Origin of the sequence: Parabacteroides vesiculifaciens (assembly GCF_049860805.1) — a bacterium.
GTDB lineage: Bacteria > Bacteroidota > Bacteroidia > Bacteroidales > Tannerellaceae > Parabacteroides.
The window spans coordinates 1,540,571-1,556,626 of sequence record NZ_CP187555.1; the positions used below are offsets into that span (position 1 = coordinate 1,540,571).

Genomic DNA, 16,056 nt, shown 5'->3' on the forward strand with positions numbered 1-16,056 from the left:
ATGCTGACAGTAAAAAGAACAAGTATCGCAAAAATTATTTTTGACTTTTTCATACTAATCAACTTATCACTCCATAATCCCACTTCTTATACCAAGGGCCAAGCGATCCTGTCGAATAAACAAAGACACCGACTTCTCCCCAAGCACCAGCATATAATTTCCACGGTTATTCATCCAAAACTTCCGTTTTATCTGTGATAATCCTTTGGTAACCGCTTCCAAAAGGAGTAATGAGAAATTCAGTTTCATATCTCGATCAAAAACAGATTTGTAACGCTATTCCTTGCCGGCAAGCAAGTTTTCCACCCGAAAGAGGAGCTGCTAAGTTCCCGCAACCGGCAGAAACAACAATCGCCTTCTCTTTTTTTTGATCCGCACAGATAAAAACCGGTATGGTGGCTACTGCAATTCCAATGCCGGAATAAGCAATACCTTCCCAAACTTTCGTATCATGGCCACCCTGAAAAGAAAAAGATCCTCCTATAATTCCCCCGGCTATCGCAAAAGCGCCGACTCCTAACCCAACCCACCCAATACGTTTCAAAACCTTATATTTTTTCCAATACGTGGAATTTCTATCGTATAGTTTTTTAGGAGTGTCGTTCGTGTTAGGAGGAAACCACTGGCCTTGCCCATACATATTTGTAGAAAAAAGGCATAAGATTATACCCAACGCCACAATTTTTGTTTTCATACGAAATTGTTTTTAGCCGGTTACTCCATAGTCCCATCTCTTATATCCCTGTGTGACAACGCCCTGTCAGAACTGAATTGGCCGGGCAAAGGAATGTACAGTCTTTCTCTCTCATACCAGCAGTCACTGTGCGTGTGGCAGGTACAATGTAATACTTTTCGTTTGCCATGATACTTTTTATTTTGTGAATAATGTCGCCAAGGTATGGATATTGTTCGGAATAAAAAAGTACCGGATACGGCCTTGCGGGGTTTGGAACAATATTCGATACTTTTGAACCAAAACAGGACGGGAAAGGCTTTCTTCCCTACTAAAACTGGAAGTAAATAAACGGCTGTACCCCGGCACTCTTGAACTGTACGACAACAAAAATAGCAATCGCCAGCATCACCGCCTGCACAAGCAAAGGGGAACGGGTGACAACCGCCTGCAGGCTGTTTTCGGCCGATTTCGGCATGAAGTGAAGGATATAACCTGTCACCATCAAAACGAATACCCCTTTATAGCCCGCCACAAACTGCGTGAAGACCTCCGGATGGAAATTCGTGAAAATCTGCGTCAGCATCTCGCCTACCGCCTGCATCGAGTCGGCACGGAACAGGATCCAGCCGAAGCAAACCAGATGGAAAGTGACCAGGACACCTAACACTCTTCTCCAGGGTTTCATTTCCGACCCTAACGGCTTGAAGCTGCTGAAATGGTTCATCATGAACTTATGGACGGCCAGCGCAACCCCGTGCAATGCGCCCCAGAGGATAAAACTGACGGAAGCACCGTGCCACAGGCCGCCCAGCAACATCGTAATCAGCAGGTTCGCGTATGTCCGTATTTTCCCTTTCCGGTTGCCTCCGAGCGAAATATACAAATAGTCTTTCAGCCACGAAGAAAGCGAGATATGCCAGCGCCGCCAGAACTCCGTGATGGTCGCCGACTGGTAAGGCGAATCGAAGTTCATGTTAAAGCGGAAGCCCAGCAGCAGCGCGATCCCGATCGCCATATCCGAATAGCCGGAGAAATCGCAATAGATCTGCAAGGCATAGCCATAGACGCCCAACAGGTTTTCCACCCCGGTGTAGAGCAAGGGGGCGTCGAATATGCGGTCGACGAAGTTCAGACTGATATAGTCGGATATGACGGTTTTCTTGAAAAGCCCGCACAGGACGAGAAAAAGCCCTTCGCCGAACTCCGCCCGCGTGAGAACCGGCGTCTTATAAATCTGCGGGATGAAATCACGTGCCCGGACGATCGGGCCGGCCACTAACTGCGGGAAGAAGGAGACATAAAAAACATAGTCTACCCAACGCCGGAGGGGTTCTATCCTGCCCCGGTACACATCGATCACGTAGCTGATGGTCTGGAAGGTAAAGAAGGAGATGCCGACCGGCAGGAAGATATCCAACGGTTGATAAGTGATGTTCTGTAATGAAGCGTTCCCCATCTGGTACCCCAATTCGTGGGCTACGGTAGCCACGATCTCCCGCAGAAAATTGAAGTATTTGAAATATCCCAACAGCCCCAGGTCGACACACAGGCTCAGGACAACCCATGCCTTACGCCCCCACCGGGAGGTCGTCTTGGCCATGCACTGCGCGATACAAAAGTCGGATGTCGCGACAAACAGCAGGAGAAAGAAAAACAAGCCGCTGCTCTTATAATAGAAATAGATGGAAAACAGCGTGACATAGATGATACGTGTTAATAGGTGCTTCCTGAGCGACATATAAATGATCAGGAAACCGATAAAAAGGAAGAAAAACAATCCGCTGCTGAAAAGTATCGGTGCATTGTGCTGGTAGGTCAATATATCGCCAAGTTTGTCGAATGAGAGCTGAGACCAATATTCTCCCATTTTATTTATAAAATCATTCATCATCTTTTCTGATTTTCAACATTTGATTACAAGATTGCATCAGGGCACGATATAACAAGGTTCCTTGTTCGCGATAGCCTTCCTTTGTGAAATGGATGCGGTCACGCCCCATCAGTTTCTCCTTATGCCAATTGATACAAGAACTTTTCCCTCCCGTAGTGGCAAAAAGGTCCCAGCAGGCTACGCCCTCTTCATGGGCCGCTTTTACAATTGCTTTTGCGGCAAGCTGGGTATTCGCGTTACGGACATACGTCCGCTTCTTATTGACATACGTCCGCTTGTAGCATTCCGGCGGAGTGGTAAGCAGAATAGCCGTTTCAGGCATCTGCTTCTTGACGAGGGAAACGAACGCGCGTACCTGCCCGCCGAATTCTTCCGGACGGAAGCGGCGACCGAAGGTCTCGTTCGTACCCAACGAAATGATCAGTAAAGAAGGTTTCAGCAGGGCCAACTGTCGGACATAGGCTTCGTCTGTGTAATTGACATACATCGCTCCGTTCACACCGACCGAATGGTAGAGGATGCCCGGATTGCCATTCGTCAGGCTGAAACCGTAATACACATTCTTGAAGGTGGAGGCCGGAAGCAGTTTGTCCGTGCCTTGTTTCCGCCGGGTACTGTGCAGCTGCAACGTATCTACCGGATATAGGATGCGGAAGGTGTCGGCCAAAATGCCACAAACATCCGTAGAGACGCACGGCCGTGCGTCTCTACATCGTGCGTCCCAAAACGTCTGCACATCCTTATTCGGGCCGGCCGGCAACATCGGCATGGATTTCTCCCCCCGGTAAAGGATTGCCTGGTTGAAGGAATAGCCGGCTCCGTTGTTAGGCGCTATCCGGACATCCAGATTGATGGAGGGCGAAACGGACTGGATGCCGATCCCGCCGATTCCGACAGGACATTTCTTATTGGCTTGGATGCAACGTCCCGTCACCCATTCGCGTACGGAAGAAGAGATGAAATAGTCGTCCGGCTCATTCGTCTTGCTCAACTTGAAGGGGGCAATCCAACCGCGTCCGGCATTTCCGAACTGTTCCTGTAGAAGGCGCATCATCCTGCCGGAATAATAACCGGCCTGTATGTGGGAATCGCCCAGATGGACGATCGTCAATACGGTATCCTTCCCCGCCCTGAGCGAATCAAGCCCGGCAAAGAAAGGCTGTAACGACAAGGGTGACAGGATCGAATCGACCTCGTTACCGATCGAATAAGTGCGTGCAGGGAGCGGGATCGTGTCGAAGTTCCCTGATTCCTGTGCCCCGCGCGGGACCGCCAGTCTTCCTTTTGCTCCGGCGGCACTGACAGCCATCAAAACTAAACAAGCCGATAGGCTAACGAGCCACTTTGTCTGCTTCATCATAAAACTCTTTTTCTAATAATATTGCTTTCAACAAGGCAGAAGCGATCTCTTTTCCTCCCCTGAAACTCAAATGCGTATAATCTTTGCTCGCCCAGTTGTTTTCCACGAAGCGTACCATACTGTTCTCTCCTCCCATCGCCCCGAACACATTCCAGAACGTGACACCCGAACGGCGGGCCGCCTGCCGTTGTGCGTGTAGCAAAGCCAGAACGGCGGGCATCGTTTCGAACGCCCCGTCCACTTGCCGGCTCCTGTCCGAAACCCCTAACATCAGGATATCGGCATCCGGGAAACAAATACGCACGTGGCGGACGGCATCTTCCATCCGCTTGGCGTACCAGCCGTACTGGAGAATGCTGTCGCTGACGACATTCAATCCGTACTGCAAAATGACGAGGTCATACGTACGTATCGCATTCAACTCCCGGCAACGGGCACTGTCCAACCTCGAAAGGATCATGCCGGAATTGCCGCGCAACGAATAATTGTCCACGACCACCCCGGAATTATCTTCGAGTGCAACCCCGAGAGCACGGAAGCCTGCCGTATCGGCAAAGCTGAAGGAGGCCTCCGTAAAGGTCCCCGTCTGTTCGTATTGCGTGATAACGGATGTAGGTTTCAAGGTTTCACGGATCGTATCTTGCGTACCGTTGCAAACTAAATCCATCCGGGTACGGGTATTCTTTTCGTACAAGAGTTTAAGGGACGAAACCGTTTTCAGCTCCGGATAGCGGTCTGTCGTCTTGACTGAAATAGACGGCTTCTCTCCTTTCGGCTCGAATGTCATTCCGGAAAGCGTGTACCGGTGATGGTGGTCTGTCAGCATGGACCAGGTAGTCCATCCTTCCGCCTTTTGCTCGATCGTCGGACGGAACTGTGCAGCCACCGATGTAACCGGGACAAAACCGACTCCGCGCCCCCCGAACCGTTCCTGCATTCCCGAACGGAAATCGGCCACCACAATATCGCCTTCGATAAACGAATCACCTAAAAAGGCCACACGCACCGGGCGGTTCTCCTTCCGGTTGTCCCGTAAGGCGGCAAAAAACCGTTTCAAACCGATATGGCCGACAGAGTAATCTTCGATGCGCGTGCCGAGCGAATCCGCTCCCTGGTCTGCATACATTATATTATATAAGGAATCACGCAGCGCTAATGCCACGGAGTCGATGCCTGTCGTTTTCAGGATCGAATCGCGCATGGCAGCCGAATCTATCCGAATCGTATCCGGTTGTTCCAGTTGCATACGCAAGGAATCCATAGACAAGGATTCGGGCTTTACCCTAAGATCGGAAAGCAAATCAACCTTTTTTATTTTCATGCCGAACAGCTGGTCCGGTAAGTAATAAAGCCCTAAACAGATACCTAACGCAATCAATAGCAGAAGCAAAAGTCTGCCGAAATTATTATCTTTATTCATCTAAGTCCTCTCTTTCGAAGCCACAAAGATAAGAAACAAACGCAATTTATGACAAACTCGGCCGTTTCATATTTATATTATATGTCCGTTACTTTTGGCTTGATCCAAAAGTAACATTAACAAACAACAAATATGGAAACTCCGAAAAACAGAAACTGGAAAGTATTGAAAAGTGAATATCTGTCCCGCCAACCTTGGTTCACCGTGCGCAAGGAAGAAGTGGAATTACCGAATGGGAACAGGATCCCCGAATATTATATATTCGAATATCCGGAATGGATCAACGTGATCGCAATCACCAAAGAGCAGAAATTCGTATTTGTAAGCCAATACCGTCATGGCCTGGGTATTACGGCTTACGAACTTTGCGCGGGTGTCTGCGAAAAGGAAGACGCCTCCCCGCTCATCTCCGCCCAACGGGAATTGCTCGAGGAAACCGGTTACGGCAACGGAAATTGGAGCGAACTGATGGTAATAGGCGTCAATCCGAGTACCCATACCAACCAGACTTACTGTTATCTTGCCACGGATGTCGAACCGGTCACAGTCCAACACCTTGAAGCGACAGAAGACCTGAGTGTCCATCTCCTGACGCTCGATGAAGTAAAAGAGTTACTCCTCGACGACCGGATCAAACAAGCGCTCCATGCCGCCCCACTTTGGAAATACATGGCGATGAATCATTTGATCTGAGAAAAAGGACTTACCCACTCTATGCCTTATTGTTTATTTTCCCAGAAACCCCCATTCGTCCAAATCGAAATACACAGGCATGAAAATCTATTTTCATACCCGAGAAAATAGATTTTCATGCAAGGGTAATATTTTTTAATAATCTTACACATGCTATAACACTGATTTTCAACAGGTGTCAAAAACACGTTTTTCAAGGGGGATATTGTCATATTTTTCTGATTCTGCATAACAACGTATTGCATAATCCCGAAAAAGCATTATTTTTGTTCGCGTTAGTAACACATCACCAATGAAGTTTAAACTTAGTATCATATTCGCGTTATTTCTTACCATACTTTGCGCCAACCGGTTACAGGCCCAAGAGAAAGCATTTCCCAAGAAAGGGGAAGGCGTTACCCTGTTCCTTAAACGTCATAACCGTATAGGAGCCGCCTATCAGAAACAGTTCATCGAGCTGAATAAAAAGAAATTAGGCAAGGGAAACGTCCTTAGGATGGGAGTCAAATATACGCTTCCCCCCTTACAAGGAAAAGAAGCTGTCGCAGCCACCGCCAAACGAGCGAACTATGAACCGTTGTTCGGTAAAGAACTGGCCTCCTATAAAGTAACATCGTCCGAACTGAAAGGAGCCTGTTTCTATCTGGTCAGCGGGCATGGAGGTCCTGATCCGGGGGCAATCGGACGGATTGGCAAAATCGAGTTGCACGAAGACGAATATGCTTATGACATCGTGCTTCGACTGGCACGCAACCTTATGATGAAAGGAGCCAAAGTCCACATTATCATCCAGGATGCCAAAGACGGTATACGGGACGATAAATACCTGAAGAACAGCAAACGGGAAACCTGCATGGGCAGTCCGATCCCTTTCAACCAGGTTCGCCGCCTGAAACAACGAAGTGACAAGATAAACTCCCTGTTCAAGCAGGATAAATACGCCTACAAACGAGCTATCTTCGTACATGTGGACAGCCGGAACAAGGGACACCAGACCGATGTTTTTTTCTATCACCAGAATAAAAACTCCGAAAGCAAGCATCTGGCAAAAACCATGCGGACGACTTTCACCCATAAATACAAGAAGCACCAGCCGGGACGAGGGTTTACCGGAACGGTGGACGGACGGAACCTATACGTGTTGAGACATACGACACCGGCCTCCGTTTTCGTCGAGTTAGGCAATATCCAGAACAGTTTCGACCAGCAACGAATCATCTTGAGTGATAACCGACAGGCACTCGCGAATTGGCTTTGTGAAGGATTTGTCACCGATTACAACCGCTACAGGAAAAAAACACGATGAAAAAAAACATTCATTCGCTAAAAAGACTACATTTGCATACGAAACTAAATAAAATATCGTTTTAGACATACCATGAACAGTCCGTATATATCCCCGTTCGCGAAACCCGTATATGTAATGTTGAAGCCCGTCGGTTCGATTTGCAACCTGGCGTGCGAATACTGCTATTACCTTGAGAAGGGGAAACTTTATCCTGAGGTGAAAAATCATATCATGAGCGAACAGCTACTGGAAAAATTCATCAAGGAATATCTGGAATGTCAGACGATGCCGCAGGTTCTCTTTACCTGGCATGGCGGTGAAACGCTGATGCGTCCGATCAGCTTCTACAAGAAAGCGTTGGAGTTGCAACGCAAATATGGCCGCGGACGCCAGATCGACAACTGCATCCAGACAAACGGGACGTTGCTTAACGATGACTGGTGCCGTTTCTTCAAGGAGAATAACTTTCTTGTGGGAGTCTCGATTGACGGTCCGCAAGAGTTTCACGACGAATATCGCCGTAACAAGCAAGGTCTTCCCTCTTTTTATAAGGTGATGAAGGGAATCGAACTGATGAAGAAACATGGTGTGGAATATAATGCGATGGCAGTCGTCAACGACTATAACGTAGATTATCCGCTGGAATTCTATAACTTTTTCAAGGAAATAGATTGCCACTATATCCAGTTCGCTCCGATTGTGGAGCGTCTCGGGTTCCATCAGGACGGAACATTGCTCACCTCGCCGGAACAGCAGGATGCAAATATCAAACTGGCCCCTTTCACGGTCGATGCCGGGAAATGGGGAGATTTCCTCTGCGCAATCTTCGACGAATGGCTGAAAGAAGATGTAGGTAATTATTATATCCAGCTCTTCGACTCAACTCTGGCGAACTGGGTAGGCGAGCAACCGGGTGTCTGTACGCTGGCGCGTACTTGCGGACATGCCGGAGTGATGGAGTTCAATGGCGATGTATATGCCTGCGACCACTTCGTATTCCCTGAATATAAGTTGGGAAACATCCATACCCAGACGCTTACCGAGATGATGTACAGCCAGCACCAACTGAAGTTCGGTGCCGACAAATATGAAAAACTCCCTACACAATGCAAAGAGTGCGATTACCTGTTTGCCTGTAACGGCGAATGTCCCAAGAACCGTTTCCTCCATACGGCAAACGGCGAACCCGGATTGAACTATCTATGTAAAGGATACAAGAAATTTTTCAAACACGTTGCCCCTTACATGGATTTCATGAAAAAAGAATTGTTGGCCGAGCGCCCGCCTGCCAACGTTATGCAATGGGCACGTAAAGACGCATGACCGTGCGTCTCTACCGATAACAAATAAACAAATCATAATAATAAATCATAACGTGAAAATAAATCATAACGTGAAAATCAACAGACGTGATTTTATCAAAACAGGAGGTATGGTTATGCTTGGATCATTAGCGGCTCCCTCATTCCTGGGAAGTTGTACCGGAAATGGAGCAGATCAGGCAACCGGTATCTCATTCGCTCAGAACCATTTTGGTGTCAGTGAAAGCGACATGAAGAAAGTGCTGACGGCAGCACTCGAAAAAGGTGGCGACTATGCCGATCTTTTCTTTGAACATTCCTACCGGAATAACATCGGATTGCAGGACGGTGCTGTAAACCGTGCTTCTTCCAACATCGATTTCGGTATGGGGGTACGCGTATTGGCCGGCGATCAGACCGGTTATGCGTATGTAGAAAACGTGACTCTTGATGAGATGCTGAAAGCTGCCCGTACGGCGGCTCGCATCGCAACCGGCTCGGCAGGAAAGGCTCCGGCGGGCCTGACGGAGGAACCGATCTTGAATAATTATTACGGCATACAGACTCCCTGGGACGAAATTGCCGTAAACGCAAAGACTCCGTATCTCCAGAAATTGAATGACCAGATTTTTGCGCTCGACAAACGGGTGCACAAAGTGATGGCTTCATTGGGAGACACGACTTCACACATCCTGTTCTGCAACTCCGAAGGACAAATGTATTACGACTATCGCCCGATGGTGACGCTGAGTGCAGTCTGCATCATGGAGGACAACGGGAAGATCGAAAATTCGTATGCATCCCGCGCTTTCCGTATGGGGGCTGAATTCCTGACTGACGATATCATTGCCGAAGTTGCAAAGGAGGCAGTCGAGAAGACTTCCATCCTGTTCCAGGCCATCAAGCCTAAAGGAGGCGAAATGCCGGTCGTAATGGGTGCCGGAGGCTCCGGTATCTTATTGCACGAAGCAATCGGCCATGCTTTCGAAGCCGACTTCAATCGCAAGAACACGTCTATCTTCTCCGACCAGCTGAATAAGAAGGTTTGTAACGAGCATATCAATGTGGTGGACGACGGTACGATTCCTTTCAACCGCGGTTCGGTCAATATCGACGACGAAGGTATCGCCGGACAGAAGACCTACATCGTGAAAGAAGGAATCTTGACCAGCTACCTGCACGACCGCATCAGCGCCAAGCATTACGGCATTCCGTCAACAGGCAACGGCCGCCGCGAGTCATTCCGCCAGATGCCGATCCCGCGTATGCGCGCTACCTATATGGAGGCCGGAAACGTGACGGAAGAAGAAATGATCTCGACCGTGAAGAAGGGTATCTATGCTTCCAGTTTCACCAACGGCCAGGTACAGATCGGTGCAGGCGACTTCACTTTCTTTGTGAAAGACGGTTACCTGATCGAAGACGGTAAACTGACACAGCCGATCAAGGATATCAATATCATCGGTAACGGCCCGCGTGCGTTAGCCGATATCACGATGGTCGGAAACAATTACAAGATGGATAACGGCACCTGGACATGCGGTAAGGACGGACAATCCTGTCCGGTGACCTGCGGTATGCCGTCTGCCTTAGTTAGTAAACTTACAGTAGGAGGAGAAAATTGATATGATTTATGATTTCAGATTTATGATTTATCACCGACACATGAATCTATAATCTGGAATCATAATTCATAAATCATAAATCATAAATTATTAGACATGATAACGAACGAAAATAAAAAGCTGGCTCAGTGGGCCATGGAGTTTGCCTTGAAAAACGGTTGCCAGGCCTCACGTGTAAGTATCTATAACGGGTCAAGCAGTTCTTTCGAAATACGCGATATGAAAATGGACCGTTTGCAACAGGCATCGGAAAACAGCTTGGTGATCCATCTGTTTGTAGACGGACGTTTCGGTTCCTTTTCCACAAACCGTTTGGATAAGAAGGAACTGGAAGGTTTCATTCGTAACGGCATCGCCTCCACCCGCTTTTTAGCGGAAGACAAGGCGCGGACGTTGCCCGATGCTTCCCTCTATTACAAGGGGGGCAATCCTGACCTGCAACTGATCGATCCGAAGTTCGACTCGATCCAGCCGGACGATAAGGTGGCACTGGCCATGAACGTTTGCAACGAAATGATGGGGAAAGACGACCGTATCATCTCCGCCAATTCATCTTACAGTGACGAGAAAGATTTCAAATATATGGTTGCCAGCAACGGCTTCGAAGGAGAAGCATCCGGTTCTTCTTTCAGCTTGGTTGCGAGCATTAGTATCAAGGGTGAAGGGGATGCCCGTCCGGAATCTTACTGGTTCGATTCTTCTCTTTACTACGATACGCTGGTTAAGGAAGGTCTGGGTGCAAAAGCTCTGGAACGTGTCATGCGTAAGCTGGGACAGAAAAAGGTCGCTTCCGGCAAATACCAGATGGTTGTGGACAATATGAATTCCGCCCGCCTGATTTCTCCGGTAATCGATGCACTGTACGGTTCTTCCATCCAGCAGAAAAACTCTTTCCTGTTAGATAAAATCGACCAGAAAGTGTTGGGCGATAAACTGACGATCATTGACGAACCGCATATGGTAGGTGCATCCGGCGCCCGTTATTTCGATGGCGAAGGCGTAGCGACAAAGCGTATGCCGGTGTTTGAAAACGGCGTCCTGAAAACGTATTATATCGATACCTATTCAGCCAATAAGATGGATATGAAACAGACTATCGCCTCCCCTTCTATCCTGACCATGCAGATGGGAAATAAGGATACAGAAGGTCTGATTGCTTCTGTCGATAAAGGCATTCTGGTAACCGGCTTCAACGGCGGCAACAGTAACAGTACGACCGGCGACTTCTCCTACGGTGTGGAGGGTTTCCTAATCGAAAAAGGCAAACTGACACAGCCCATTTCCGAAATGAATGCAACAGGCAACATGATTTCTTTATGGAGCAACCTGGCCGAAGTCGGCAACGACCCGCGCACGTTCTCCAGCTGGCGTGTTCCTTCGTTACTATTCGACGGAGTGGATTTTAGCGGACTATAGAGAAACGAGACATATCGCAAAAAGGCGGGCTAATCAAAGTCCGCCTTTTTATTTTACCGGATTATTTGTATCCTCCGGTATATTACTTATATTTGTGTCATTATTAATCAATAAGCGAATTAACTATGAAGCGTAAAACGGTGCAAGTATCGGTAGCTCCGATAATCATCAATGAGAAACTGGGTGATTTCTTTATCGATATTGCCAAATTGGTCTTTGCAGGAGTTGTTTTAAGTACGTTGTTGGATATAACAAGTGATAAACTGTTAGTTTTGCTTTTAGGTATCGGAGCAACGATTGGTTTAATGTTGTTAGGTTTTAAACTTTATAAAAATAAAGGAGGTAAATAATGGAAGCAATATATTTATTCAGCGGTCTGATCTTATTTAGCATAATAGGGATTGCGATCCTTTCCTACCGGGAACGGAAATATAAGAAAGAACATCCGGAAGAATGTAAGTAATAAGAAAAAGGAGAAAGCGGCAATTGCTTTCTCCTTTTTCTTTTATACCAACAGGTAAATCGATATAAAATGGCAGACGCTCCCTCCCAGCACAAAGAAATGCCAAACAGGATGCATATATTTATACTTGTCCAGGAAGAAGAACAAGCTGCCCACCGTATAAAACAGCCCTCCTCCGATCAACCAATACAGAACATCCATCGAACCAGTCTCACGAAAGACATGCAGCAAGGGCTTAAAGGCAATTATGACTACCCAGCCCATTGCCAGATAGCAAACCGTTTTCAGATGGTCTTTCTTCTTCATCTTCCGGAAACTCAACCAGACACCGACCACCGCCGCAATCCATACGATGGCGAATAGCGACCAGCCCCAATAACCTTCCTGCCGAAGGGCTACCAGCGTAAAGGGTGTATAAGTCCCCGCAATATGCAGATAGATCGCACTATGGTCGAACCGGCGTAAAAGCCTTTTCTGCCGTGCGTGGGTCGAAGCATGGTAGAATGTAGATGTCACATACGAAAGTGTCATGCAAACGGCATAGACGGCAAAACTGCCGACCGCCCAAGGATTGCCGCTTCGGATAGCCGCCATCATCAAAACAACGATAGCGGTTAGTCCCAAAAGCATCCCGGCGCCATGTGTCAGGACATTGGCTACCTCTTCACCGTATGTTTGTCGTTGCCGGGCAATCATCCGCTTATAACTGTTCAGCCTTGAATCCGGCCTCTTTTACAGCGGTAATCACAGTGGCAGGAGCAATATCGACCCTCACTTCCAAAACCTTATCAGGATCAGCCAGATTGATAGACCAGTCATCCGAAGCCATTAATGTATTGAGTTTTGCTCCTATCGCGGCTACGCATCCGCCACACTTTGCATTCGTTTTAAATCTTGTTGTTACCATAACCATACTCTTTTTAAATTGTTATTTCATGAACTTTAATCGTAAACTATTCAACACCACCGATACGGAACTGAAAGCCATTGCAGCACTCGCCAGCATCGGGTTCAACAGTAATCCGTTAACCGGGAACAGGACGCCTGCGGCCAGCGGAATGCCTATTACATTATATATAAATGCCCAGAACAGATTCTGATAAATCAGCCGGACGGTTTGTTTGGACAAACGGATCGCATCGGGAAGCAGCAACAGGTCAGACGTGATAAGCGTGACCATCGCCACATCCATCGCAATATCCGTTCCTTTCCCCATCGCGATACTGACATCCGCCCGGGCGAGCGCCTGCGAGTCGTTGATGCCATCGCCGACCATCGCCACTTTCTTTCCTTGTCGCTGTAAAGATACGATATATTCTTCTTTATCGTTCGGCATCACTTCCGCTTTATAATGATCGATCCCTAATGTTGCGGCAACCCGTTCGGCTGTCCGGATACCGTCGCCGGTCAGAAGGTGGACTTCTATTCCCTGTTTTTTCAGTTCTTTGACGGCTTCAGCCGAAGTCGGTTTGATACGGTCCGAGATCGCCAAGACAGCCAGCAGGCAGGCATCCTGACCATAGAAGACAACGCTCTGCCCCTCTTGCTGCCATTGTTCGACTTGCTTCCGCGCTTTTTCCGGAATAACAGCCTGGAATATTTCAAGTAAACCCTGGCTTCCTACCCAGTAGGTGATCCCTTCGACCTGGATGCGTACGCCACGCCCCGTCAGGCTCTCAAAGTTTTCAGTCTCGCAAGCCTTTGCACCGGAATCTTCCAACCAACGGATGATAGCGGAAGCCAAAGGATGCTCGGACTTCTGTTCAGCCGTGTAGAGGATATCTAAATAATCAGCATTATCGTCTGAAACCCAATATGAATCCGTGACGACCGGAACACCTTCCGTCAACGTACCGGTCTTGTCCAACACCACCGTATCGACCTTACACAGGTTTTCCAGGGCAAAAGCATCCTTAATCAGGATATGCCGTTCGGCGCCTTTCCCCATCCCGACCATCAAGGCCGTCGGCGTAGCCAATCCCAATGCGCACGGACAAGCAATAACCAACACCGATACGGCTGATAGCAAGGCATACGAGAAATAACTTTCTCCCCCTATCATCAGCCAACAGACAAAGGTGAGAAACGAAAGCGACACGACGACAGGAACAAATATACCGCTTATTTTGTCTACAATCCGCTGTACTGGAGCCTTGCTGCCTTGTGCCGATTGCACCATCTGGACGATCTGTGCCAGCACGGTCGTACCCCCGACACCCGTCGCCTCCATTGTAAAAGCGCCCTTCTGGTTGATCGTTCCGGCCAGCACCCGGTCGCCGGCGTTTTTCTCCACAGGAATCGGCTCTCCGCTCAGCATACTTTCGTCCACCGAAGAACTCCCCTGCAAAAGAGTTCCGTCCACCGGAATCTTTTCACCCGGCCGCACACTGACGATGTTTCCGACCTGAAGCGTCGAAATAGGCACTTCCTCCTCCCTCCCGTCCGTCACCAGACGGGCCGTTTTAGGTTGTAACCCCATCAACCCTTTTATGGCCGAAGAGGTACTGTTCTTGGCACGTTCCTCCATCAGCTTGCCCAGCAAGACAAAGGCTATAATCACCCCCGAAGCTTCATAATAAACGTGTGGCTCCAGGCCTTTCTCCAGCCAGAACCCGGGACATAAGGTATTGAATAGGCTGAACAGGAAAGCGATCGAAGTACTGAGCGCGACCAACGTATCCATATTGGCTTTCCCCTTCAACGCATGCCGTACGCCGCTCACATAAAACGAACGTCCGAAAAAGACCATAATAGCCAGCGCCAACGCCATCATGATCCAATTACCAAACGGCATATGCATGAACACCATTCCCAAAAGCGCCAAAGGGATGGATAGCATCCATGCCCCTATCGTATTTTTTTTCAATATCTTATAATGCTTCCGAGCCATTTCTTCCTGCATAGCCACAGGATCTTCCGCCTCCACTATCAGGTCATAGCCGGCCGCCTGCACAGCCGCCTGCATAGCCTCCAAAGTGATAACGGACGGATCATAAGTTACTGTCAACGTACCCGCAGCGAAATTCACATTTGCCTTCTCCACGCCGGGCAATGCCTGCACCGTACTCTCTACGTTACCGGCACAAACGGCGCAACTCATTTCAAGAACAGGCAATACCTTTGTTTCTGTTTCTCTCATATCGCGTTTATATGTCTAATTTGTTTCATTAGTATAACAAAGATAAGGGTTATTCGGTTATTTGTTAGCTAAATAAATATTCTTTGATTTTAATAGAATTATTTGCAGATAGGGGCTATTATTTAACATTCGAATATGCGACCTTTGTCCGGTAATCAAACGAATGAACGAATTAAAAAATAAGACGTATGATACTTGATTCATTGAACAACACCGAAAAAATCGAATGCCTGCATCCTCTATTCAAAAAAGCATTCGACTACCTGAAATCCACAGACTTCTCTAAAATGGAAGATGGTAAGTATGAACTCGAAGGTTCTCGCTTATATGTAAGCATAGCCAGCATTTTTGGCAAGGAAAAGAAAGATGCCGCTATCGAAACACACAAGAAATACATCGACATCCAGATGCCTTTATTAGGTGTGGAGAAGATCGGCTGGAAACCGGGATGTGAGCTACAGGAAGAGTCTGCCCCTTATAATGAGCAAAAAGACATCGCTTTCTATATCGACCGTCCGACTGCCTTCACCAAGATCTATCCGGGGCAATTCGCCATTTATTTCCCCGAAGACGGACATGCACCCGGCATCGGCCAAGGAAATATCCGCAAGGTGATCGTAAAGGTGCAAGTTGAATAATAAAAATGAAGCTGGCTCTTTTATAAAGGCCAGCTTCATTTTTTATACGCAAAACAGACAAAAAACGCCAACCCTACTTCGACTAAAAGTACAATGAGCCGGAAAAAACTCGGACAAACCATCATTCTTGCAAAAATATTATTCAA

Annotated in this window: 14 protein-coding genes; 7 read left to right on the forward strand and 7 right to left on the reverse strand. The window is 47.8% G+C overall.

Going from position 1 to position 16,056, the window contains the following annotated elements; translation table 11 throughout:
• Nucleotides 1-256: 256 nt before the first annotated feature.
• The 4 genes from ACPYIV_RS06220 to ACPYIV_RS06235 all read right to left on the reverse strand — a co-directional run bounded on the left by ACPYIV_RS06220 (nt 257) and on the right by ACPYIV_RS06235 (nt 5,347).
• On the reverse strand, nt 257-694 hold the full coding sequence (locus ACPYIV_RS06220) for a hypothetical protein (RefSeq protein ID WP_425886158.1): 438 nt from the start codon (nt 692-694) through the stop codon (nt 257-259).
• 310 nt (nt 695-1,004) lie between these two features.
• Nucleotides 1,005-2,564, reverse strand: a complete 1,560-nt coding sequence (locus tag ACPYIV_RS06225; protein WP_301705518.1) for an MBOAT family O-acyltransferase — start codon at nt 2,562-2,564, stop codon at nt 1,005-1,007.
• Complete coding sequence (locus tag ACPYIV_RS06230; RefSeq protein WP_425886159.1) at nt 2,557-3,927, reverse strand: GDSL-type esterase/lipase family protein; 1,371 nt, start codon at nt 3,925-3,927, stop codon at nt 2,557-2,559. Before ACPYIV_RS06230 ends, ACPYIV_RS06225 begins: the two co-directional genes overlap by 8 nt.
• A complete protein-coding gene (locus ACPYIV_RS06235) occupies nt 3,899-5,347 on the reverse strand; it encodes a hypothetical protein (RefSeq protein WP_425886160.1) in 1,449 nt (482 codons plus the stop codon). Before ACPYIV_RS06235 ends, ACPYIV_RS06230 begins: the two co-directional genes overlap by 29 nt.
• Nucleotides 5,348-5,479: 132 nt before the next feature.
• Between ACPYIV_RS06235 and ACPYIV_RS06240 the strand changes: the two genes are divergently transcribed.
• From ACPYIV_RS06240 to ACPYIV_RS06265, 6 genes are all read left to right on the forward strand, one after another.
• On the forward strand, nt 5,480-6,040 hold the full coding sequence (locus ACPYIV_RS06240) for an NUDIX hydrolase (RefSeq protein ID WP_008149609.1): 561 nt from the start codon (nt 5,480-5,482) through the stop codon (nt 6,038-6,040).
• Nucleotides 6,041-6,332: 292 nt separating this feature from the next.
• The gene (locus ACPYIV_RS06245; RefSeq protein WP_293734708.1) at nt 6,333-7,346 is read left to right on the forward strand and encodes an N-acetylmuramoyl-L-alanine amidase family protein; all 1,014 of its coding nucleotides are present in this window, start codon (nt 6,333-6,335) and stop codon (nt 7,344-7,346) included.
• 72 nt (nt 7,347-7,418) lie between these two features.
• On the forward strand, nt 7,419-8,651 hold the full coding sequence (locus ACPYIV_RS06250) for an anaerobic sulfatase-maturation protein (RefSeq protein WP_293740087.1): 1,233 nt from the start codon (nt 7,419-7,421) through the stop codon (nt 8,649-8,651).
• A gap of 70 nt (nt 8,652-8,721) precedes the next feature.
• A complete protein-coding gene (locus tag ACPYIV_RS06255; protein ID WP_374042316.1) occupies nt 8,722-10,254 on the forward strand; it encodes a TldD/PmbA family protein in 1,533 nt (510 codons plus the stop codon).
• Nucleotides 10,255-10,350: 96 nt separating this feature from the next.
• Nucleotides 10,351-11,670: a TldD/PmbA family protein gene (locus ACPYIV_RS06260; RefSeq protein WP_293734706.1), complete on the forward strand. Its 1,320-nt coding sequence runs from the start codon at nt 10,351-10,353 to the stop codon at nt 11,668-11,670.
• A 125-nt stretch (nt 11,671-11,795) separates the two neighbouring features.
• Entirely contained in the window at nt 11,796-12,020 is a 225-nt protein-coding gene (locus ACPYIV_RS06265; RefSeq protein ID WP_221727604.1) for a DUF6722 family protein, read from the forward strand.
• 155 nt (nt 12,021-12,175) lie between these two features.
• On the opposite strand, the gene trhA is transcribed toward ACPYIV_RS06265, so the two are convergent.
• The 3 genes from trhA to ACPYIV_RS06280 are packed head-to-tail and all read right to left on the reverse strand — an operon-like array spanning nt 12,176 to nt 15,272.
• Entirely contained in the window at nt 12,176-12,829 is a 654-nt protein-coding gene (gene trhA / locus ACPYIV_RS06270; protein ID WP_008157647.1) for a PAQR family membrane homeostasis protein TrhA, read from the reverse strand.
• Nucleotides 12,830-12,833: 4 nt separating this feature from the next.
• Complete coding sequence (locus ACPYIV_RS06275; protein WP_293734705.1) at nt 12,834-13,040, reverse strand: heavy-metal-associated domain-containing protein; 207 nt, start codon at nt 13,038-13,040, stop codon at nt 12,834-12,836.
• A 21-nt stretch (nt 13,041-13,061) separates the two neighbouring features.
• Nucleotides 13,062-15,272, reverse strand: coding sequence for a heavy metal translocating P-type ATPase (locus ACPYIV_RS06280; protein ID WP_425886162.1), 2,211 nt, complete (start codon nt 15,270-15,272; stop codon nt 13,062-13,064).
• Between the two features lie 188 nt (nt 15,273-15,460).
• Between ACPYIV_RS06280 and ACPYIV_RS06285 the strand changes: the two genes are divergently transcribed.
• Complete coding sequence (locus ACPYIV_RS06285) at nt 15,461-15,910, forward strand: YhcH/YjgK/YiaL family protein (protein WP_293734703.1); 450 nt, start codon at nt 15,461-15,463, stop codon at nt 15,908-15,910.
• Nucleotides 15,911-16,056: the final 146 nt, after the last annotated feature.